The 19,122-nt window shown below is 66.1% G+C and carries 17 protein-coding genes; 13 read left to right on the top strand and 4 right to left on the bottom strand.

Annotated elements, in window-relative coordinates:
* The first annotated feature begins 64 nt into the window (after nucleotides 1–64).
* From EV656_RS09080 to EV656_RS09140, 13 genes are all read left to right on the top strand, one after another.
* Nucleotides 65–1,489: a type II and III secretion system protein family protein gene (locus EV656_RS09080; protein ID WP_132602617.1), complete on the top strand. Its 1,425-nt coding sequence runs from the start codon at nucleotides 65–67 to the stop codon at nucleotides 1,487–1,489.
* Between the two features lie 3 nt (nucleotides 1,490–1,492).
* Complete coding sequence (locus EV656_RS09085; RefSeq protein WP_132602620.1) at nucleotides 1,493–2,122, top strand: OmpA family protein; 630 nt, start codon at nucleotides 1,493–1,495, stop codon at nucleotides 2,120–2,122.
* Nucleotides 2,123–2,308: 186 nt separating this feature from the next.
* The gene (locus EV656_RS09090; RefSeq protein WP_132602623.1) at nucleotides 2,309–3,583 is read left to right on the top strand and encodes a CpaE/TadZ family protein; all 1,275 of its coding nucleotides are present in this window, start codon (nucleotides 2,309–2,311) and stop codon (nucleotides 3,581–3,583) included.
* Nucleotides 3,584–3,605: 22 nt separating this feature from the next.
* Nucleotides 3,606–5,051, top strand: coding sequence for a TadA family conjugal transfer-associated ATPase (locus tag EV656_RS09095; protein WP_132602626.1), 1,446 nt, complete (start codon nucleotides 3,606–3,608; stop codon nucleotides 5,049–5,051).
* Between the two features lie 3 nt (nucleotides 5,052–5,054).
* Nucleotides 5,055–6,023 (top strand): type II secretion system F family protein, encoded by a 969-nt coding sequence (locus tag EV656_RS09100; RefSeq protein ID WP_132602629.1) that lies wholly within the window; start codon nucleotides 5,055–5,057, stop codon nucleotides 6,021–6,023.
* 9 nt (nucleotides 6,024–6,032) lie between these two features.
* The gene (locus EV656_RS09105) at nucleotides 6,033–7,025 is read left to right on the top strand and encodes a type II secretion system F family protein (RefSeq protein WP_132602632.1); all 993 of its coding nucleotides are present in this window, start codon (nucleotides 6,033–6,035) and stop codon (nucleotides 7,023–7,025) included.
* A gap of 25 nt (nucleotides 7,026–7,050) precedes the next feature.
* Nucleotides 7,051–7,551, top strand: coding sequence for a tetratricopeptide repeat protein (locus EV656_RS09110; RefSeq protein WP_132603021.1), 501 nt, complete (start codon nucleotides 7,051–7,053; stop codon nucleotides 7,549–7,551).
* 32 nt (nucleotides 7,552–7,583) lie between these two features.
* Nucleotides 7,584–8,441: a tetratricopeptide repeat protein gene (locus EV656_RS09115; protein ID WP_132602635.1), complete on the top strand. Its 858-nt coding sequence runs from the start codon at nucleotides 7,584–7,586 to the stop codon at nucleotides 8,439–8,441.
* 4 nt (nucleotides 8,442–8,445) lie between these two features.
* A complete protein-coding gene (locus EV656_RS09120) occupies nucleotides 8,446–8,940 on the top strand; it encodes a prepilin peptidase (protein WP_132602638.1) in 495 nt (164 codons plus the stop codon).
* A 100-nt stretch (nucleotides 8,941–9,040) separates the two neighbouring features.
* Complete coding sequence (locus EV656_RS09125) at nucleotides 9,041–10,351, top strand: P-loop NTPase family protein (RefSeq protein ID WP_132602641.1); 1,311 nt, start codon at nucleotides 9,041–9,043, stop codon at nucleotides 10,349–10,351.
* Nucleotides 10,352–10,398: 47 nt separating this feature from the next.
* Entirely contained in the window at nucleotides 10,399–12,804 is a 2,406-nt protein-coding gene (locus EV656_RS09130; RefSeq protein WP_132602644.1) for a ligase-associated DNA damage response DEXH box helicase, read from the top strand.
* 40 nt (nucleotides 12,805–12,844) lie between these two features.
* Nucleotides 12,845–13,513 carry a ligase-associated DNA damage response endonuclease PdeM gene (gene pdeM / locus EV656_RS09135; protein WP_132602647.1) on the top strand — a complete coding sequence of 223 codons (669 nt, stop codon included), beginning with the start codon at nucleotides 12,845–12,847 and terminating at the stop codon, nucleotides 13,511–13,513.
* 59 nt (nucleotides 13,514–13,572) lie between these two features.
* The gene (locus EV656_RS09140) at nucleotides 13,573–14,007 is read left to right on the top strand and encodes a PaaI family thioesterase (RefSeq protein WP_132602650.1); all 435 of its coding nucleotides are present in this window, start codon (nucleotides 13,573–13,575) and stop codon (nucleotides 14,005–14,007) included.
* Here the strand turns inward: EV656_RS09140 and folD are convergent.
* From folD to ftsH, 4 genes are all read right to left on the bottom strand, one after another.
* A complete protein-coding gene (folD, locus tag EV656_RS09145; protein ID WP_132602651.1) occupies nucleotides 14,004–14,906 on the bottom strand; it encodes a bifunctional methylenetetrahydrofolate dehydrogenase/methenyltetrahydrofolate cyclohydrolase FolD in 903 nt (300 codons plus the stop codon). The genes EV656_RS09140 and folD overlap by 4 nt on opposite strands.
* Nucleotides 14,903–15,211, bottom strand: a complete 309-nt coding sequence (locus tag EV656_RS09150) for a chorismate mutase (RefSeq protein ID WP_132602654.1) — start codon at nucleotides 15,209–15,211, stop codon at nucleotides 14,903–14,905. Before EV656_RS09150 ends, folD begins: the two co-directional genes overlap by 4 nt.
* A gap of 69 nt (nucleotides 15,212–15,280) precedes the next feature.
* Nucleotides 15,281–16,957, bottom strand: a complete 1,677-nt coding sequence (locus EV656_RS09155; protein ID WP_132602657.1) for a formate--tetrahydrofolate ligase — start codon at nucleotides 16,955–16,957, stop codon at nucleotides 15,281–15,283.
* Nucleotides 16,958–17,181: 224 nt separating this feature from the next.
* Nucleotides 17,182–19,095 (bottom strand): ATP-dependent zinc metalloprotease FtsH, encoded by a 1,914-nt coding sequence (gene ftsH, locus EV656_RS09160; RefSeq protein WP_132602660.1) that lies wholly within the window; start codon nucleotides 19,093–19,095, stop codon nucleotides 17,182–17,184.
* Nucleotides 19,096–19,122: the final 27 nt, after the last annotated feature.

The raw sequence follows: 19,122 nt of genomic DNA on the forward strand, positions 1-19,122 counted from the left end.
CATGCTCTGCGGCAACGGGCGAAAAAGACCCAGCCTTGAGGCGTGATCGGAAAGGCAGGATCACATGAAATTCAAAGGCCTTGTTGTGGCCGGATTGCTCGGCCTGGCGGGCGCTGTCGGCTTGTCTGCCATGGCGCCGGCCCAGACCCTGCGCGCGCTTGGCGGCGGAACATCGGGCAAGCTGACGGTCCCGGTGAACCGTGCTGTCGTCGTGGAAAGCGACGAGGTCTTTGCCGAGCTGTCGATATCCAACCCCGCCATCGCGGACATCTCGACCCTGTCGGACCGCATGATCTATGTGCTGGGCAAGGCACCGGGCCGGACCACGCTGACCCTGCTGTCGCCCGACGGGCGGCTGTTGACCAATGTCGAGGTCCGCGTGACCCCCGATCTCAGCGAATTGAAGGAGCGCCTGCAACAGGTGCTGCCCGGCGAACGGATCGAGGTGCGCGCCGCCAATGACGGGCTGATCCTGTCGGGCACGGTCAGTTCGCCCCTGGTGGTGGACCGCGCCCTCAGCCTGGCCGCGCTTTACGCGCCGGGCAAGGTGTCCAACCTGCTGTCGGTGGGCGGCAGCCAGCAGGTAATGCTGAAGGTGCGCTTCGCCGAGATGAACCGCTCTGTCGCCAAGAGCCTCAGCACCAGCCTGGCGGTCAACGGGATCGGCGGCGACGTGGGCTATCAGGGCGGCTCGAACACGTACACAGAGGGCAGCAACCTGTTCAACCTGTTCGACGGGGACGACACGACGACCACCACCCGATCCGAAAGCTCTAACGGGGTGTTCGCGATCGGCGCGGGGCTGGGCGACCTGGAATTCGCCGTCATGCTGGAAGCCCTTGAAACCAAAGGGTTCGTTCGCACCCTGGCGGAACCGAACCTGACGGCCCTGTCTGGGCAAGATGCCGACTTCCTGGCCGGTGGCGAATACCCCGTGCCCGTGTCGGGCGCGGACGGGCAGGTCACGGTCAGCTTCAAACCCTTTGGCGTGTCACTGAAGTTCACCCCGCGGGTGGTGGGCGAGAATATCAACCTCAAGATGGACGCCGAGGTCAGCGGCATCGACCCGACGGTGACCTATGACGATGGCGGCTTCTCGATCAGCGGCTTTTCGAACAGGTCCACCTCGACCACGGTTGAACTGCGCGACGGCGAAAGCTTTGCCATCGCGGGCCTGTTGCAGGACGATTTTACCAGCCTGAACGGCCAGGTGCCGTGGCTGGGCGACATTCCGGTACTGGGCACGCTGTTCCGCAGCGCCCAGTATCAGCGCGACCAGAGCGAGTTGGTCATCATCGTCACCGCCCATCTGGTGACCCCGACCCGTGGCGAGGCGCTGACCCTGCCCACCGATCGCACCCCCCTGCCCAGCGAAAGCGAATTGTTTCTGCATGGGCGCGTCCATGGCAACGGCACCCCGGTCCAGGGCCCCGCCGGAGAGGTCGCGCGCCAGGATTTCAGCGGTTCCTACGGCTATGTGATGGAGTAGAGCATGCGCCTGCGCCTTTCGATTGCGATGCTTGGCGCGGTGGCCGCGCTGCCCGCCTGCCAAATGCAGGGCTCTTCGTCGATGTTCGATCAGGGCGGTTTCGGCAACGCCACGATGAACAATACCCAGATCATGAGCGGTGAGCGATCGGCCATCATCGACCTGTCGCGCCGTTTCGCGGCCGAGGCGCCCAACACCATCACCTTCGCCTTCGACAGCGCCGCGCTGGACGGTCAGGCCCGCGCCGCACTGGATGCCCAGGCGCAGTGGATTCAGCGCTACCCCCATGTCCGTTTCCGCGTTTACGGGCATACCGACATGGTTGGCAGCGCCGCCTACAACAAACGGTTGGGCCTGCGCCGGGCGCGCGCGGCGGTCAACTACCTGGTTTCCCGCGGCATTTCCCGGTCGCGGCTGGAGGCTGTCGTTTCTTATGGCGAAACCCAGCCCCTGATCGTCACCGAGGGGCGCGAGCGGCGCAACCGGCGCACCGTGACCGAGGTCTCTGGCTTCATCAAGCCGCGCCCGATGGTCCATGACGGCAAATACATGAAGATCGTCTATGACGAATACCTCCTCAGCGCCAAGCCGGACCACGGCAAAAGCGACGCCTCCCTGAGCGAGGGCAACTGATCCCCAAAGGCGGGTCGTCGTTTACAACCTTCCCAACAATTTCGGCTTTTGGGCCGTAATGTTGCCCCGATTAACATTCAATCTCTGTCGAGAAGCGCCAAGTGCGCGTCTCTGAGTCGCGTGCAGAACCGCGCGGACAGGCCCCGGCCGCCGCCCCCGGTTCACGTGCAAGGGAGAAAAGAACAGATGACGAGTATGGCAGAGTCTCACCAGTCACATCAATCGGAGCCCGCCACGATCTCCGCTTGCACCGTGTCGCGGGACATCCATGCATTCGATCTGCTTATCGAGGACATGGAGACCGAGCTGGGCGAAAGCTGGGGTGATGTCTCCTTCGGCGACGCCATCGCCTTCCTCGGGCAGCCCGACGCGGCGGCGGTGGAATTCATCGCCGTGGCCGTGGGCAGCGAGGACGAGGATCAGGCCGCCTTCATCGGAGAGATCATCCGCACCGCCAAGGCCCGCGGAATAAAGGTCGTCGTGATCGCCGAGGAACTGAGCCCGATTGCCCTGCACCAGCTGATGCGGCAGGGCGCCGACGATTTCGTGCCCTACCCCCTGCCCGAAAAGGCCCTGCACGAGGCGCTGGAGCGGCTGCGCCGCCCGGTATTTCCCGACCCCGTTGCCCCCCCCCCGGCAGCGGCGGCGACCAGCGGCCACAAGGTGGATACCGATCACCATCAGGGCGCTGTCCTGGCGGTGCACGGTCTGGCCGGCGGGGTGGGCGCATCGAATTTCGCGGTCAACATGGCCTGGGAACTGACGCTGCTGTCGCGCAAAACCGGCAAGCGGGTCTGCCTGCTGGACCTGGACCTGCAATTCGGCTCGGCCTCGACCTATCTGGACCTGCCGCGCAAGGATGTGGTGTTCGAACTGCTTTCGGATATCTCTGCTATGGATTCCGACAGTTTCATGCAGGCGCTGCAATGCTATCGCGACGAACTGGCGGTGCTGACCGCGCCGGCCGACATCTTGCCGCTGGACTTTGTCAGCCCCGAGGACATCGCCACCCTGGTCGAAACCGCGCGCGCGCAGTTCGATTTCGTCATCATCGACATGCCCACGACGCTGGTGCAATGGACCGAAACCGTCCTGAACGCCGCCCATGTCTATTTCGCCCTGCTTGAGGTGGACATGCGCTCGGCCCAGAACACGCTGCGCATGATCCGGGCCCTCAAGGCCGAGGAACTGCCCTATGAAAAGCTGCGCTTCATCCTGAACCGCGCCCCAAAATTCGCCGACCTGGCCGGGCGCAGCCGGGTCAAGCGCATGGCCGAAAGCCTGGACATCAAGCTGGAGGTGTTGCTGCCCGAGGGCGGAAAGGTGATCGCCCAGGCCGGCGATCACGGTCTGCCCCTGGCTGAAACCGCGGCCAAGGTGCCCCTCCGCAAAGAGGTGCAGAAACTGGCCCAATCGCTGTTCGCGTTGGAGGACGCGGCGCAAGGCTCGCACGCGGCCTGACGCGCCCCAAGGAGAAACCACGATGTTTTCGCGCTACAAGAAGGCCGACCAGAACGCCGCCCGTCCCGCGCCCGCCGCCGCCAAGCCGGCCGCGGCCGCCGCCCCCGCGCGCAAACCCGCCAGCCCCACCCCGGCCGCGCCCCCCGCGCGCACCGCCCCGGCCCGCGCCGTCCCCACCGACAAGGAACGCAAGCGCAAGGAGCGGCTGGCCGAGCTGAAGGTCACGCTGCACAAGCGCCTGCTGGAAAACCTGAACCTGGCCGCGCTGGAACATGCCAGCGAAAGCGAGCTGCGCGCCGAGATCCAGTCGATCACCTCCGAAGCGCTGGAAGAGATGAGCGTCGTCCTGAACAAGGAGGACCGCAGCCAGCTGCACCGCGAACTGTTCGACGAGGTGACCGGCCTGGGCCCGCTGGAACCGCTGTTGCAGGACGACACGGTCAACGACATCCTGGTCAACGGCCCCAAGCAGATCTTTATCGAGCGTGCGGGCAAGCTGGAACTGTCGGACATCACCTTCAAGGATGAACGGCACCTGCTGCGGATCATCGACAAGATCGTGTCCGCCGTGGGCCGCCGCGTGGACGAATCCAACCCCTATGTCGACGCGCGCCTGGCGGACGGGTCACGCTTCAACGCGATGGTGCCGCCGATCGCGGTGGACGGGTCGCTGGTATCGATCCGGAAATTCAAGAAGGACAAGCTGGGCATTCCCGACCTGGTGAAATTCGGCGCCTTCACCGAGGAAATGGCCACCTACCTTGAGGCCGCCGTCGCCTGCCGGCTGAACGTCATCGTGTCCGGCGGGACCGGCTCGGGCAAGACGACCACGCTGAACGCGCTGTCCAGTTTCATCGACAATTCCGAACGCATCCTGACGATCGAGGATACCGCCGAACTGCAACTGCAACAGACCCATGTCGGCCGGATGGAAAGCCGCCCCCCCAACGTCGAGGGCCGCGGCGGGGTCAGCCAGCGCGACTGTCTGAAAAACGCCCTGCGGATGCGCCCCGACCGGATCATCGTGGGCGAGACCCGCGGCGAAGAGGTCATCGACATGTTGCAGGCGATGAACACCGGCCATGACGGGTCGATGACCACGATCCACGCCAACAACGCCCGCGACGCCGTTTCGCGCCTGGAAAACATGATCGCCATGGCCGGGATCGAAATGCCGCTAAAGGCCGTTCGCAGCCAGATCGCCAGCGCCGTGAACCTGATCGTGCAGGCCAGCCGCCTGCAGGACGGCTCTCGCCGGATGGTGTCGATCACCGAAATCACCGGCATGGAGGGCGAGGTGATCTCCATGCAAGAAGTGTTCCGCTACGAACGGCTGGGGCTGGAACCCGATGGCAAGATCATCGGGCGTTTCACCGGGACCGGCGTGCGCAGCCATTACTCGGACCGCTTCCGCCAGTGGGGCTATGACCTGCCGGCCAGCCTGTTCGAGCCGAACATGGGGAACTGAGCGATGCAAATCAGTGCAGAACCCCTTATCTACGGACTGATTTTCGTTTCCGTCCTGGTGCTGGTCGAGGGCCTGTACCTGACCGTTTTCGGCAAGTCGATCAGCCTGAACAGCCGGGTGAACCGCCGGCTGGAGATGCTGGAAAAGGGCACCGCCCGCGAAGAGGTTCTGGAACAGCTCCGCAAGGAGATGAACCAGCACATGAATGCGCGGGGCATCCCGCTTTACGCGATCCTCGCCGACAAGGCGCAGAAGGCCAATATCGCCTTCACGCCCAAGCAGTTGATCATGATCATGATCCTGCTTTCGGTGCTGGCCTTCGGCGGGTTGACCGTCGGCACCCAGGCCGCCCTGCCCGCCCGCCTACTGGTGTCGGTCCTGATGGGCGTGGGCGGCGTCTACATGTGGATCAACAACAAGGCCAAGAAGCGCCTGGGCCTGATCGAGGAACAACTGCCCGACGCGGTGGAACTGATGGTCCGCTCGCTGAAGGTGGGGCATCCCTTCGTGTCGGCGATCAACATCGTCGCCCGCGAGGTGCCCGATCCGCTGGGGTCCGAATTCGGCATCATCGCCGACGAGGCCGCCTATGGCCGCGACGTGGCCGAGGCGCTGAAGGACCTGGCCGAGCGGATGGACATGCAGGATTTGCGCTTTCTGGCCGTGGCCGTGACCATCCAGCAGCAATCGGGCGGCAACCTGGCCGAGATTCTGGCCGGCCTGGCCAAGGTGATCCGCTCGCGCTTCAAGCTGTTCCGCCGGGTCAAGGCCATCACCGCCGAGGCCAAGTGGTCGGGGATGTTCCTGTCCGGTTTCCCGGTCGCGGCGATCCTGCTGATCTCGGTGCTGAAGCCGGACTATTACGACGAGGTCAAGGAAACCGCCGCCTTCATTCCCGCCGCCATCGGCGTCGGCGGGTTCCTGATCGCGAACGTGATTTTCATGCGCATCATGGTCAACATCAAGGTCTAGGAGGGTAAAATGGCGCTGTTCAACGCGATCCAGGAACTGCTGGTCGAGCGTTTCGGCCCCCTGGGACCGATCTATGCGGTGGGCGCGCTGGCGGCGCTGCTGATGATCCTGGCCCTGCCCAGCCTGCTGCGCAAAAGCGACGACCCGCTGAACCGCCTGAAGGAAGAAGCCCAGGGCAAGCAACGCCCCGAGGCCAAGCCCAACCAGCAACGCCTGCGCCCGACCTCGCGCGCGGACAAGCTGGATCGCTACTCCTCGTTCCTGGAGCCCCAGGACGAGGAAGAGCTGAGCGCCGCCCGGCTGCGGCTGTTGCAGGCCGGGTATCGGTCCCGTTCGGCGGTGCGGACCTTCCATTTCGCGCAATTCGCCCTGGGAATTGCGATGCTGGTTCTGGGCGCGCTTTATGCGGTGATCGCCTCGGCCACCGGCGATGTGGCGATGTCCAGCCTGATTTCCTACCTGCTGATCCCGGGGGCGATTGGGTATTACCTGCCGAAATACTGGGTCCAGCGCCGCCTGCAGACGCGGCAGCAGGAAATCATCAACGGCTTTCCCGACAGCCTGGACATGTTGCTGGTCTGTGTCGAGGCCGGCCAGTCCCTGGACCAGTCGATCGTCCGCGTCAGCCGCGAAATCCGCGCGGGCTTCCCCGATCTGGCGGACGAATATGAAATCGTCGCCCACGAGCTGAAGGCCGGCAAGGACAAGATCCAGGTGCTGAAGGACATGTCCGAACGCTGCGGCGTGCCGGATGTGGCCTCTTTCGTGACGGTTCTGATCCAGTCGGCCAGCTTTGGCACCTCGATCGCCGAGGCGCTGCGCGTGTACGCCGGTGAAATGCGTGACAAACGCGTGATGCGGGCCGAGGAAAAGGCGAATGTCTTGCCCACCAAGCTGACCCTTGGCACGATGATGTTCACCGTTCCCCCGCTGATGATCATCCTGATTGGCCCCTCTGTATACTCGATCTACGATACGCTTACGGACTCGTCCCTGTTCTAGGCCCGGCGCGCGCGCCGTGGCCGCCATGGGCCTGATCCTGCTGTTGGCCGGCTGCCTTGGCGCGACCGGCCCGCAAGCCCCCGCCGCCACCGACCCGCTGGAAACCGGGCACCGCCTGATGGCGGTCGGCGAGTACGAGGCCGCCCTGACCGATTATTACCGCGCCGCGGCCGAACGCGGGCTGACCGCCGAGGTGCTGACCGCCATCGGATCGGCCAACCTGAACCTGGGACGCCTGGGCCAGGCCGAACGGCACCTGCGCCGCGCCGCCGAGACAGACGAAACCTTTGTGCCCGCCTGGAACAATCTTGGCGTGGTGCTGATCGAACAGGGCCGCATCGCCGAGGCGCGCCGGGTGTTCCAGGTCGCTTACGGGCTGGACCGTGGCGAATCGGACGAAATCCGTGAAAATCTGCAGCTTGCTATCGCAAAAAGCGAGAATCCGGCTTATGATTCGGAACAAAAGACCGAATTCCGGCTGATGCGGCGCGGCGGCGACACCTACCGCCTGCTTGCGACCCCCTAGGCCGAGAGGCAGAGCAGCAAAGGACGCATAAAATGCGCCAAGGGTTCCTCCTATCGGCCTGTGCCGCCGTCGCGCTGGCGCTTGCGGGGTGCGAAAACACCGACCAGGCCGAGGTCGATCGCGCGGTTCAGGATGTGATCGCCGGCGATGAAAGCGATCTGAACGCCATCATGATGACGGTGGCCGACCCCGATGAGGCCGTCGCCTATTTCGCCAAGGCCGCCAAGGAAGACCCCGACCGCATCGCGTTGCAGCGTGGTCTGGCGCGCTCGTTGATCCGGGCGGGGCGCAACACCGAGGCCGTGCAGGCCTGGGACAAGGTCGTCGCCCATCCCGACGCCACCGACGATGACCGGGTGGATCATGCCGACGCGCTGATCCGCACCGGCAAATGGGACCAGGCCGAAACCGTGCTGGACGCCATCCCGCCGACCTTTGAATCCTATAAGCGCTACCGCCTGGAGGCGATGATCGCCGACAGCAACCGCGAATGGGACAAGGCCGACAGTTTCTACGAAACCGCCGTCAGCCTGACCACGCGCCCGGCGGGCGTGCTGAACAACTGGGGCTATTCCAAGCTGACCCGCGGCGATTTCGACGAGGCCGAGCGTTTGTTCGTCGAGGCGATCACCTTTGACCCGACACTGTTCACCGCCAAGAACAACCTGGTGCTGGCACGCGGGGCGCAACGCAACTATCAGCTGCCCGTGGTCGAAATGACCCAGACCGAACGCGCGCAGCTATACCACACCCTGGCACTGAGCGCGATCAAGCAGGGCGACGTGGAAACCGGGCGCGGCCTGCTGAAGGATGCGATCGACACCCACCCGCAGCATTTCGAGGCCGCGGTCAGGGCGCTGCGCGCCCTCGAAGGTACGGTAGTGAACTGACGCCATGCAGACCGCCGCCGCATCTGCCCTGTGGTTCCTGCCTTTCGTGGTGCCCATCGGCTTGTGGGTGGCCTGGAGCGACATGAAAGCGATGCGCATCCCCAACAACGCGGTGATGGCGCTGGTCGCCGTCTTTGCGGTGGTCGGCCTGTTCGCCCTGCCGCTGGAGGATTGGGCCTGGCGCTGGCTGCACCTGGCGGTGGTCCTGGGCATCGGCTTCGTGCTGAACCTGGGCGGGCTGGTCGGCGCGGGCGACGCCAAGTTCGCCGCGGCGATGGCGCCCTTCGTCGCGCTTGGCGATCTGACCCTGGCGATGGTTCTGCTGGCGATCCTGCTGTTGGCGGCCTTCATCACGCATCGGCTGGCGCGGATGATCCCGGCCGCGCGCCGCGCCGCGCCCGACTGGTCCTCCTGGCAGGACCGCAAGTTCCCGATGGGCCTGGCCCTGGGCCCCGCGCTGATCACCTATCTGGTCCTGGCCGCAGCGACCGGGGCCTGATCCCCGACCGCGCGCCTGAAAACTCCGGCCTCTTGCCCAAGATTTGCCTGAAAGCGGGGGCAGGGTTGGCACGTTACGCAAACAGATTTCCGGGCCCGCCATGAACATGGAAACCAACACGGTACTTGCGCCGCCTGCCCCGCGCAGCCTGCAGGAGATGCGCCTGCCCATCGTGATGATGCGCGACATCCTGCTGAAGACGATCTTTCGCAAGAACCTGGACGTGGTGTCAGAGATTGCCCGCGCGATCTGCCTGCCGATCCCGGTGACGCAGGAACTGGTGGACATGGCCCGCAGCCAGAAACTGCTGGAGGCCACGGGCACCCTGCACGCCAATTCCGGCGGCGAGATGGGCTATCAACTGACCGACGCGGGCAAGGCGCGGGCGCTGGATGCGCTCAGCCAATCGGAATATTATGGCGCGATGCCGGTGCCGCTGGATGTCTATTCTGAACAGGTCAAGCGGCAGTCGATCAAGAACATCCAGATCACCCGCGACCAGCTGACCGCGGCCATGGGGCACCTGATCCTGCCCGATTCGCTGCTGGACCACCTTGGCCCCGCGGTCGGGTCGGGGCGGTCGATCCTGATGTATGGCCCGCCGGGCAACGGGAAATCCTCGATCTCAAACGGTATCCGCGACGCGTTGGGCGACAAGATCTACATCCCGCGCGCGATCGAGTATTCGGGCCAGGTCATCACCGTCTACGACCCGATCGTGCATTCCGCCGCCGAGGAACTGGTCGACGACCCGAAATCCCTGCGCCGCACATCGGGGCGGTTCGATACCCGCTATGTGCTGTGCCAGCGACCGACCGTCGTGACGGGGGGCGAGTTGTCGCTGTCCATGCTGGACCTTGTCTACAACCCCACCGCCCGCACCTATCAGGCGCCCTTGCAACTGAAATCGACCGGCGGCGTGTTCATCGTGGACGACCTTGGCCGGCAAGAGGAACCGCCTCAGGCGCTGGTCAACCGCTGGATCGTCCCGCTTGAGGAAGGGCGCGACATCCTGGCCCTGCAATCGGGCGAAAAGTTCGAGGTGCCCTTCGATACGCTGGTGATTTTCTCCACCAACTTTCACCCGAACGAGATTTTCGACAAGGCCGCGCTGCGCCGAATCTTCTTCAAGATCAAGATCGACGGTCCGTGCCAAAGCGATTTCCTGAAGATCTTTGCCCTGGTCGCCCGCAAGAAGAAGATGCCCCTGGACGAGGATGCGCTGATCTACCTGTTGCAGGAAAAATACCCGGCCATCGACAATGTCTACGCGAATTATCAGCCGGTCTTCCTAATCGACCAGATGATCGCGATCTGCGAATTCGAGGGCATCCCCTACCAGATGTCGCCCGAACTGATCGACCGGGCCTGGGCCAACCTCTTTGTCCGCGAAGAGGAAATCGTCCACTGACACGACTGGCCTGTCGCAAATCCCATGCCCCCGCCTAGATAGGGGGCATGCACGCCCTGCCCCCGCATATTGCCGATTGGTTCGCCGCGCGCGGCTGGTCCATGCATCCCCATCAGCGCGCGATGCTGGACCGCACCGCCACGCCCGCACTGCTGCTGGTGGCGCCCACGGGCGGGGGCAAGACGCTTGCCGGATTCCTGCCGACGCTGGCAGAGCTTGGCCCCAAACCGCCCCCCGGCTTGCACACGCTCTACATCTCGCCGCTCAAGGCGCTGACGGCCGACATCCGCCGCAACCTGTCCGCCCCGATCGCGGAAATGGCGCTGGATATCCGGGTAGAGGACCGCACCGGCGACACCCCCCAGACGCAACGCCGCCGCCAGCGCGCCGACCCGCCCCATATCCTGCTGACCACGCCCGAAAGCCTGGCGCTGATGCTGTCCTATGAGGATGCGCCGCGCATCTTTGCCGGGCTGAAACGCGTGATCGTCGATGAAATCCACGCGCTGGCGGAATCGAAACGCGGTGACCAGTTGATGCTGGGGCTGGCGCGGTTGCAAACCCTGTGCCCCGGCCTGCGCCGGGTCGGGTTGTCGGCCACGGTGGACGATCCCCCCGCCCTGGGCCGGTTCCTGGCGCCCCACCCCCACGCGTGCGAGGTGCTGACCGCCGATCCCGGCCCCGCGCCCGATATCGCCATGCTGGACACCGGCACGCCCCCGCCCTGGGCCGGGGGCGGCGGGCGCTATGCCATCCCCGCGATCCTGAATCAGGTGGCACGCCACCGCACCACGCTGATCTTTCACAACACCCGCGCACAGGCAGAGCTGTTCTTTCACGACCTGTGGCTGGCGAACACGGACAGCCTGCCCATCGCCATCCACCACGGCAGCCTGTCACGCGACGCCCGCGCCAAGGTCGAGGCCGCGATGGCCGCAGGGCAATTGCGCGCGGTGGTCTGCACCGGCTCGCTGGATCTGGGGATCGACTGGGGCGATGTGGATCTGGTGATCCAGGTGGGCGCCCCCAAGAACGTGAAACGGCTGGTGCAGCGGATCGGGCGGGCGAACCACCGCTACAACGCCCCGTCCAAGGCACTGCTGGTGCCCGCCAACAGGTTTGAGGTGGTCGAATGCGTCGCCGCCCTGCAGGCCGTGCGCGCGGGCGATCTGGATGGCGAGCCGCGCGGGCCGGGCGCGCGCGACGTGCTGTGCCAGCATATCCTGGCCACCGCCGCGGCGGGGCCGTTCCACGCCGACGACCTGTTTGCCGAGGTCACCCGCGCCGGCCCCTACACCGGCCTGACCCGCGCGCAGTTCGACGCCTGCCTGGATTTCGCGGCCACGGGGGGCTATGCGCTGCGCGCCTATGACCGCTGGCAGCGGCTGATGCAGGACGACCACGGCCGCTGGCGCCTGCGCGACCCGCGCAGCGCGCGCGCGATCCGCATGAACCTGGGCACCATCGTCGAGGAAGAGATGCTGAAGGTGCGGCTGAAACCGGCCCGCGCTGGCGCCCCCCTGGGCCAGGTCGAGGAGGCCTTTGCCGCCACGCTGACACCCGGCGATACCTTCCTGATCGGCGGACAGGTGGTCCGCTATGAGGGTCTGCGCGAAATGGTGGTCGAGGTCAGCCGCGGCCGAACGCGCGAACCCAGGATCGCTGTTTTCGCGGGCACCAAGTTCGCCACCTCCACCCGGCTGGCCGACCGCATCCTGGCCCTGTTCCGCGCGGGCGACTGGTCGGCCCTGCCCGCCCACACCGCCGACTGGCTGGCGTTGCAGCGCGACCTGTCCCGCCTGCCCACGCGCGACCGGTTGCTGGTCGAAACCTTCCCGCGCGAGGGGCGGCATCACCTGTGCGTCTATGGGTTCGCCGGGCGCAACGCACAACAGACGCTGGGCCTGTTGCTGACCCGCCGGATGGAGGAGGCAGGCCTTGCGCCCCTGGGCTTTGTCGCGACCGATTACGCCACCCTGATCTGGGGGTTGGAGCCTGTGACCGACCCGGCGCACTTGCTGCAATCGAACGAGTTACGCACCGCGTTCGAGGGGTGGCTGGGCCAGAACGCGGTTATGAAGCGGACCTTTCGAACATCCGCCATCATCGCCGGGTTGATCGAGCGGAACACCCCCGGCCGCCGCAAAAGCGGGCGGCAGGCAACGTTTTCCTCGGACATCCTGTACGACACGCTGACGAAATACGACCCCGGCCACGTCATGCTGGACATCACCCGCGAAGAGGCGATGAAGGGCCTTGTCGATTTCGGCCGGATCGAGGCGATGCTGGCCCGCGTGCAGGGCCGCATCGACCATGTCCCCTGCCCCCGCGTCACACCGCTGGCCGCGCCGCTGTTCCTGGAGGCCGGGCGCATCCCCGTGAAAGGCGCCGCCGAACAGCGCCTGCTGGACGAGGCCGCGAACCGCCTGATGGCAGAGGCCGGGCTGGCCTGACCCCTTGCAATCGCAGCCCGGATCAGGTCGAAAACAAATCATGAACGGCTATGATTTCACACTGGCAGGGGCGCGGGTCACGGCGTTGCCCTCGGGCGGGCTGTGGTGGGCGGATGCGCGCCTGCTGGCGGTGTCCGACCTGCACCTGGGCAAATCCGAACGCATGGCCCGGCGGGGCGGGGCGTTGCTGCCGCCCTATGACACCGCCGAAACCCTGTCCCGGCTGGAGGACGACATCGCCGCCACCGCCCCGGCCACGGTCATCTGCCTGGGCGACAGTTTCGACGACGATACCGCCGCCCGCGCCCTGCCCGATTGGGCGGCCACGCGGCTAACCGCACTGATGGCCGGGCGACGCTGGATCTGGATCACCGGCAACCACGACCCCGGCCCCACCGGGCTGGCCGGCACTCACCTGGCCGAGGCGCGCGAGGGGCCGTTGACCTTTCGCCATATCGCGGACCCGGACGCGCCCCTGCCGGGCGAGGTGTCGGGCCATTACCACCCCAAGACGTGCCTAACCCTGCGCGGGCGGCGCATCACCCGCCGCTGCCTGCTGACCGACGGACAGCGCGCGATCCTGCCCGCCTATGGCGCCTATACCGGCGGGCTGGCCTGCACGGCGCCGGTGCTGGATGCGCTGATGGGGCCGCGCGCGGTGGCGATCCTGCTGGGCACGCCCCCGGTGCCCGTGCCGATGCGCGTCTGATCCGCTTGCGCGATGCGCCCCCGCCCGGCTAGCCTGCCCCGACCCGGACCGGAGGCCCCATGCAGTTCGAACCCCGCAATCCCGATTACGCCCGCACGGTGAATGACAGCTTTGCCGCGCAGGGCATGATGCAATCGCTGGGCGCCGCGATCACCGCGTTGGCCCCCGGCCAGGCGGAAATCACCGCACCGCTGAACCCGGCCTTTGGCCAGCAACAGGGCTATGCCCATGCGGGGTTCACCTTTTCGCTGGCCGATACGGCGGCGGGCTATGCCGCGCTCAGCCTGTTGCCGCCAGGGCACGAGGTGCTGAGCAGCGAGATGAAGCTGCACCTGCTGGCGCCGGGGCGCGGCCAGCGCCTGATCGCCAGGGGCGAGGTTGTCAAACCCGGCCGCCGCCTGGTGATCGTGCGGGCCGATGTCTGGGCAGAGGACGGCGAAAACCGCACCCACACCGCCACGCTGCTGGGGACGATCGTGCCCGTGCCGCTTTAGGCGGTCAGGCCCTCGGGCTCTGCCAATCCGTGCGCGCGGCAACAGGCGGTCACGGTATTGGCCAGCAGACAGGCAATGGTCATCGGCCCGACCCCGCCCGGAACCGGCGTGATCGCCCCGGCAACCTCTGCCGCGCTGTCAAAGTCCACGTCACCCACCAGCCGCGTCTTGCCCTCGCCCCGCTCTGGCGCGGGGATGCGGTTGATGCCTACATCGATCACGGTCGCGCCCGGCTTGATCCAGTCGCCGGGGATCATCTGCGGCCGCCCCACCGCAGCCACCAGGATATCGGCCCGGCGGCAGACCTGCGCCAGATCGCGCGTGCGGGAATGGGCCACCGTCACGGTGCAATTCTCGCCCAGCAGCAGATGCGCCATGGGCTTGCCCACGATGTTGGACCGCCCCACAACGACCGCGTCCAACCCCGACAGATCGCCCAGCCGGTCGCGCAGCATCATCAGACAGCCCAGGGGGGTGCATGGCACCATCGCCTTTTGCCCCGTCGCCAACAGCCCGACATTCGAAATATGAAACCCGTCCACATCCTTGGCCGGATCGATCGCGTTGATGACCTTGGCCGCGTCGATATGGTCGGGCAGCGGCAGCTGCACCAGTATCCCGTGCACAGCGGGGGCCCCGTTCAGCCGGTCGATCAGCGCCAGCAGCTCGGCCTCGCTGGTTTCCGCGGGCAGGCGATGTTCGAAAGAGGCCATTCCAACCTCTTTGGTCTGCGCGCCCTTGTTGCGCACATAGACCTGGCTGGCCGGATCTTCGCCGACCAGCACCACGGCCAGACCGGGCGTGATCCCGTGTTCCTCGTGCAGGTGGCGCACATGGCCGGCCACCTTTTCGCGAATCGTGGCGGCAAAGTCCTTGCCGTCGATCAGGGTTGCGCTCATGCCCGGTCCTCCGTCGATCCCATCACACCTTCTTCGCGGCGGATCGACCATTCGATCAACTCCCGCCACAGCCGTTCGGCCAGGTCGGGGTCCAGCCCCGCCGCCCCGGCCCGCGCCCGCACATTGGCCAGCACCTCATCCACGCGCGCCGGAATCCGTGCAGGCAACCCCTCGCCCGGTTTCAGCGCCGCGGCGCGGTCGATATAGCCTGCCCGCCGCACCAGCAGCGCCACCAGTTCGCCGTCCAGCGCGTCGATCTCGGCGCGCAGCTCCGCCATGGTCCGGCAATCCTGCGGGTTTCGCATCCGCGCCCCCTCGTTTCAGCCATGCGTTTTGCTTGGCTTACCGCGCGGCGGCGGCACCTGCAATGCGCCTCAGAACAACCCCTCGACCGCGCCCTCGGCGGTCAGCCCGATACCCTCTGCCGCCGGCCGGCTGGGCAGGCCGGGCATGGTCATGATCTCACCGCAGATCACCACGACAAATCCCGCCCCCGCCGCCAGCCGCACCTCGCGCACCGGAACGGAATGGCCCACCGGCGCCCCGCGCAGGGACGGATCCGTGGAAAAGGAATACTGCGTCTTGGCCATGCAGACCGGAAGGTGCCCGTACCCGGCCGTTTCCCAGGCGTGCAACTGGTCGCGAATCCTCTGGTCGGCCAAGACCTCGTCGGCGCGGTAGATCCGCTTGGCGATGGTTTCGATCTTGTGAAACAGGCCCATCTCATCGGGGTAGAGCGGCGCGAAATTCGCCCGGTCGGCGGCGGCAATCTCCGCCACCCGCGCGGCCAGCGCCTGCGTGCCCGCGCCCCCCTCGGCCCAATGGGTGCACAGGAGCGCCTCGCTGCCCTGGGTGCGCACATAGGCCTGCACGGCGGCAATCTCGGCCTCTGTATCGCCGGTGAAATGGTTGATCGCCACCACCACCGGCACACCAAAGGATTTCACATTCTCGATATGCCGCCCCAGATTGGCACAGCCCTTTTCCACCGCGGCGACATCCTCGGCGCCCAGATCGTCCTTGCCCAGCCCGCCATTCATCTTCAACGCCCGGACCGTGGCCACAACGACCACGGCCGCAGGCGCCAGCCCCGCCTTGCGGCACTTGATGTTCATGAATTTCTCGGCGCCCAAATCGGCGCCGAACCCCGCCTCGGTCACCACGAAATCGGCCAGCCGCAGGGCGGTATCGGTCGCGATCACCGAATTGCAGCCATGGGCGATATTGGCAAACGGCCCGCCATGGACAAAGGCCGGGGTGTGTTCTAGCGTCTGCACCAGGTTGGGCTGCAACGCGTCGCGCAACAGCACCGTCATCGCGCCATCGGCCTTCAGGTCGCGCGCCGTAACCGGCGCACGCTCCCGGGTATAGCCAACGATGATGGCGCCCAGCCGCCGCTGCAGATCGTCCAGATCGGTGGCCAGGCACAGGATCGCCATCACCTCTGAGGCCACGGTGATGTCGAACCCGGTCTCGCGCGGGAAACCGTTGGAAACACCCCCCAGCGAACAGACAACCTGCCGCAGGGCGCGGTCGTTCATGTCCATCACGCGGCGCCAGGTAATGCGCCGCTGGTCCAGCCCCAGTGCATTGCCCCAGTAAATGTGATTGTCGATCATCGCGGCCAGCAGGTTGTGCGCCGCCGTGATCGCGTGAAAATCCCCGGTAAAATGCAGGTTCATGTCCTCCATCGGCACGACCTGCGCCCGCCCGCCCCCGGCCGCGCCCCCCTTCATGCCGAAGCAGGGGCCAAGGCTGGCCTCGCGAATGCAGATGGCGGCCTTGTGCCCCAGCCGCCGCAGCCCGTCGCCCAGCCCCACGGTGGTCGTTGTCTTGCCCTCGCCCGCCGGGGTGGGGTTGATCGCCGTAACCAGAACCAGCCGCCCGCGCGGACGCCCCGCCAGCCCCGCGATGAACCCGGCGCCCACCTTGGCCTTGTCATGCCCATAGGGCAGCAGCGCCTCTTCGGGGATGCCCAGTTCCGCCCCGATCTCTCGGATGGGCCGTTTTTCCGCCGCGCGGGCAATCTCGATATCGCTGGGCTGGTGCATCGCCTGTCCTCCCCTCTCCCTGTCCTCAGGGGTACACGGGTTCCCCGCGCACCGTCCCACCGCCTCCGACATGCCCGGTCCCCATTACGGCACCGCCTGTCTTCTTCTTGGCCCCAATACCCCCATCGCGGCCCGGCACGGGCCGCAAAAAGGAATGTGCCGAAGGCACGCAATTTAAAAAGAAAACCGCCGCCCCGATGGGGGCGGCGGCACTCGTGTCCGGCTCAGGCCGAGGGCTCTGGTTCCATCCCCGGCTTGGGCCGCGTGCGGGTCTTGGGGATCGCCGTGACCGAGGGCATATCCCCGCCCGAGGGCGGCGTATCCTCGTCGTCACCGCGGTTCAGCGGCTCGCCGTCAATGACCTTCTGGATTTCGGCCCCGGTCAGGGTCTCGTATTCCAGCAGGCCCTGCGCCAGCCGTTCCCATTCTTCGCGCTTCTCGGTCAGGATGCGCTTGGCGGTATCGTAACCTTCGTCGACGATTTCCTTCACCTTGTCGTCGATGACCTTCTGCGTCGCGGCAGAGTGGTTGGTGCCCCCGCCATAGGCGCCCAGATAGCTTTCCTGTTCGTTGGCGTAGTCCACATAGCCCAGTTCCGCATCGGCAAAGCCGAACTGCGTAACCATGGCCCGCGCGATCTTGGACACCTGTTGGATGTCGCTGGCCGCCCCCGAGGTCACGTTTTCCTTGCCGAATTTCAGCTCTTCGGCCACGCGCCCGCCCATCGCCATGGCGATCTTGGACTTGTACTTGGTATAGCTGACCGACAGCTGGTCACGCTCGGGCAGGGACAGCACCAGACCCAGGGCACGGCCGCGCGGAATGATCGTCGCCTTGTGAACGGGATCGTGCTGGGGAACGTTCAGGCCCACGATGGCGTGCCCGGCCTCGTGATAGGCGGTCAACTTCTTCTCGTCCTCGGACATGACCATGGACCGGCGTTCCGCGCCCATCATCACCTTGTCCTTGGCGTTCTCGAAATCCTCCATCGTGACAAAGCGTCGGCCGACGCGGGCGGCCATCAGCGCCGCCTCGTTCACCAGGTTTGCCAGGTCCGCCCCGGCAAAGCCCGGCGTGCCGCGCGCGATCACGCGCAGGTCCACGTCGGGGCCCAGCGGCACGTTGCGGGCATGCACGCCCAGGATCTTCTCGCGGCCCTTGATGTCGGGATTGGGCACCTGCACCTGCCGGTCGAAACGGCCGGGGCGCAGCAGCGCGGGGTCCAGAACGTCGGGCCGGTTGGTGGCCGCGATGATGATGACGCCCTCGTTGGCCTCGAACCCGTCCATTTCCACCAGCAACTGGTTCAGCGTCTGTTCACGCTCGTCGTTGCCGCCGCCATAGCCCACGCCGCGCGATCGGCCCACGGCGTCGATCTCGTCGATGAAGACGATGCAGGGGGCGTTCTTTTTCGCCTGCTCGAACATGTCGCGCACACGGGATGCGCCGACGCCCACGAACATTTCCACGAAATCCGACCCCGATATGGTAAAGAAGGGCACACCCGCCTCGCCCGCGATGGCACGGGCCAGCAGCGTCTTACCCGTCCCCGGCGGGCCGACCAGCAGCGCGCCTTTGGGGATCTTGCCGCCCAGGCGGCTGAATTTCTGCGGGTTGCGCAGGAATTCGACGATCTCTTCCAGTTCTTCCTTGGCCTCGTCGATGCCGGCCACGTCGTCAAAGGTCACGCGCCCATGCTTTTCGGTCAGCAGCTTGGCCTTGGACTTGCCAAAGCCCATGGCGCCGCCGCGCCCGCCGCCCTGCATGCGGTTCATCAGGAACAGCCAGATGCCGATCAGGATGATAAAGGGCAGAAGCGTGCCGACATAGGCCAGCAGACCGCTTTGTTCCTGCGGTTCGGCACGCACGTCGATGCCACTGTCCAGCAGGCGGTCGGTCACATCCGCGCCCTGCGGTACGACCGTGGTGACCACGGTCCCGTCGTTTTCGCGGATCGTCGCGCGCTCGCCATCCAGCGTGACGCTCGTCACCTCCCCGTCCTCGACGCTTTGCAGGAACTCCGAATAGCTGATGGAGCGCGAGGCCATGGTAGACTGGCCCTCGCTGAAGAGATTGAACAAGGCCAGGATCAGCAGGAAGAGCACGACCCAGAAGGCGATTTGTCTCGCGTTGCCCACAGCGTTCTCCTTGAATTTCGGGCAGAC

The organism is Rhodovulum adriaticum (genome assembly GCF_004345735.1).
Lineage (GTDB): Bacteria > Pseudomonadota > Alphaproteobacteria > Rhodobacterales > Rhodobacteraceae > Rhodovulum > Rhodovulum adriaticum.

What these genes read in the sequence shown, in the direction of transcription:
- EV656_RS09085 (WP_132602620.1), top strand. Translation starts at nt 1,493, where the DNA reads ATGCGCCTGCGCCTTTCGATTGCGATGCTTGGCGCGGTGGCCGCGCTG.
- EV656_RS09100 (WP_132602629.1), top strand. Translation starts at nt 5,055, where the DNA reads ATGCAAATCAGTGCAGAACCCCTTATCTACGGACTGATTTTCGTTTCC.
- EV656_RS09130 (WP_132602644.1), top strand. Translation starts at nt 10,399, where the DNA reads ATGCACGCCCTGCCCCCGCATATTGCCGATTGGTTCGCCGCGCGCGGC.
- EV656_RS09090 (WP_132602623.1), top strand. Translation starts at nt 2,309, where the DNA reads ATGACGAGTATGGCAGAGTCTCACCAGTCACATCAATCGGAGCCCGCC.
- EV656_RS09080 (WP_132602617.1), top strand. Translation starts at nt 65, where the DNA reads ATGAAATTCAAAGGCCTTGTTGTGGCCGGATTGCTCGGCCTGGCGGGC.
- EV656_RS09105 (WP_132602632.1), top strand. Translation starts at nt 6,033, where the DNA reads ATGGCGCTGTTCAACGCGATCCAGGAACTGCTGGTCGAGCGTTTCGGC.
- EV656_RS09115 (WP_132602635.1), top strand. Translation starts at nt 7,584, where the DNA reads ATGCGCCAAGGGTTCCTCCTATCGGCCTGTGCCGCCGTCGCGCTGGCG.
- EV656_RS09150 (WP_132602654.1), bottom strand. Translation starts at nt 15,211, where the DNA reads ATGCGAAACCCGCAGGATTGCCGGACCATGGCGGAGCTGCGCGCCGAG.
- EV656_RS09110 (WP_132603021.1), top strand. Translation starts at nt 7,051, where the DNA reads ATGGGCCTGATCCTGCTGTTGGCCGGCTGCCTTGGCGCGACCGGCCCG.
- EV656_RS09095 (WP_132602626.1), top strand. Translation starts at nt 3,606, where the DNA reads ATGTTTTCGCGCTACAAGAAGGCCGACCAGAACGCCGCCCGTCCCGCG.
- EV656_RS09120 (WP_132602638.1), top strand. Translation starts at nt 8,446, where the DNA reads ATGCAGACCGCCGCCGCATCTGCCCTGTGGTTCCTGCCTTTCGTGGTG.
- EV656_RS09140 (WP_132602650.1), top strand. Translation starts at nt 13,573, where the DNA reads ATGCAGTTCGAACCCCGCAATCCCGATTACGCCCGCACGGTGAATGAC.
- folD (WP_132602651.1), bottom strand. Translation starts at nt 14,906, where the DNA reads ATGAGCGCAACCCTGATCGACGGCAAGGACTTTGCCGCCACGATTCGC.
- pdeM (WP_132602647.1), top strand. Translation starts at nt 12,845, where the DNA reads ATGAACGGCTATGATTTCACACTGGCAGGGGCGCGGGTCACGGCGTTG.
- EV656_RS09155 (WP_132602657.1), bottom strand. Translation starts at nt 16,957, where the DNA reads ATGCACCAGCCCAGCGATATCGAGATTGCCCGCGCGGCGGAAAAACGG.
- EV656_RS09125 (WP_132602641.1), top strand. Translation starts at nt 9,041, where the DNA reads ATGAACATGGAAACCAACACGGTACTTGCGCCGCCTGCCCCGCGCAGC.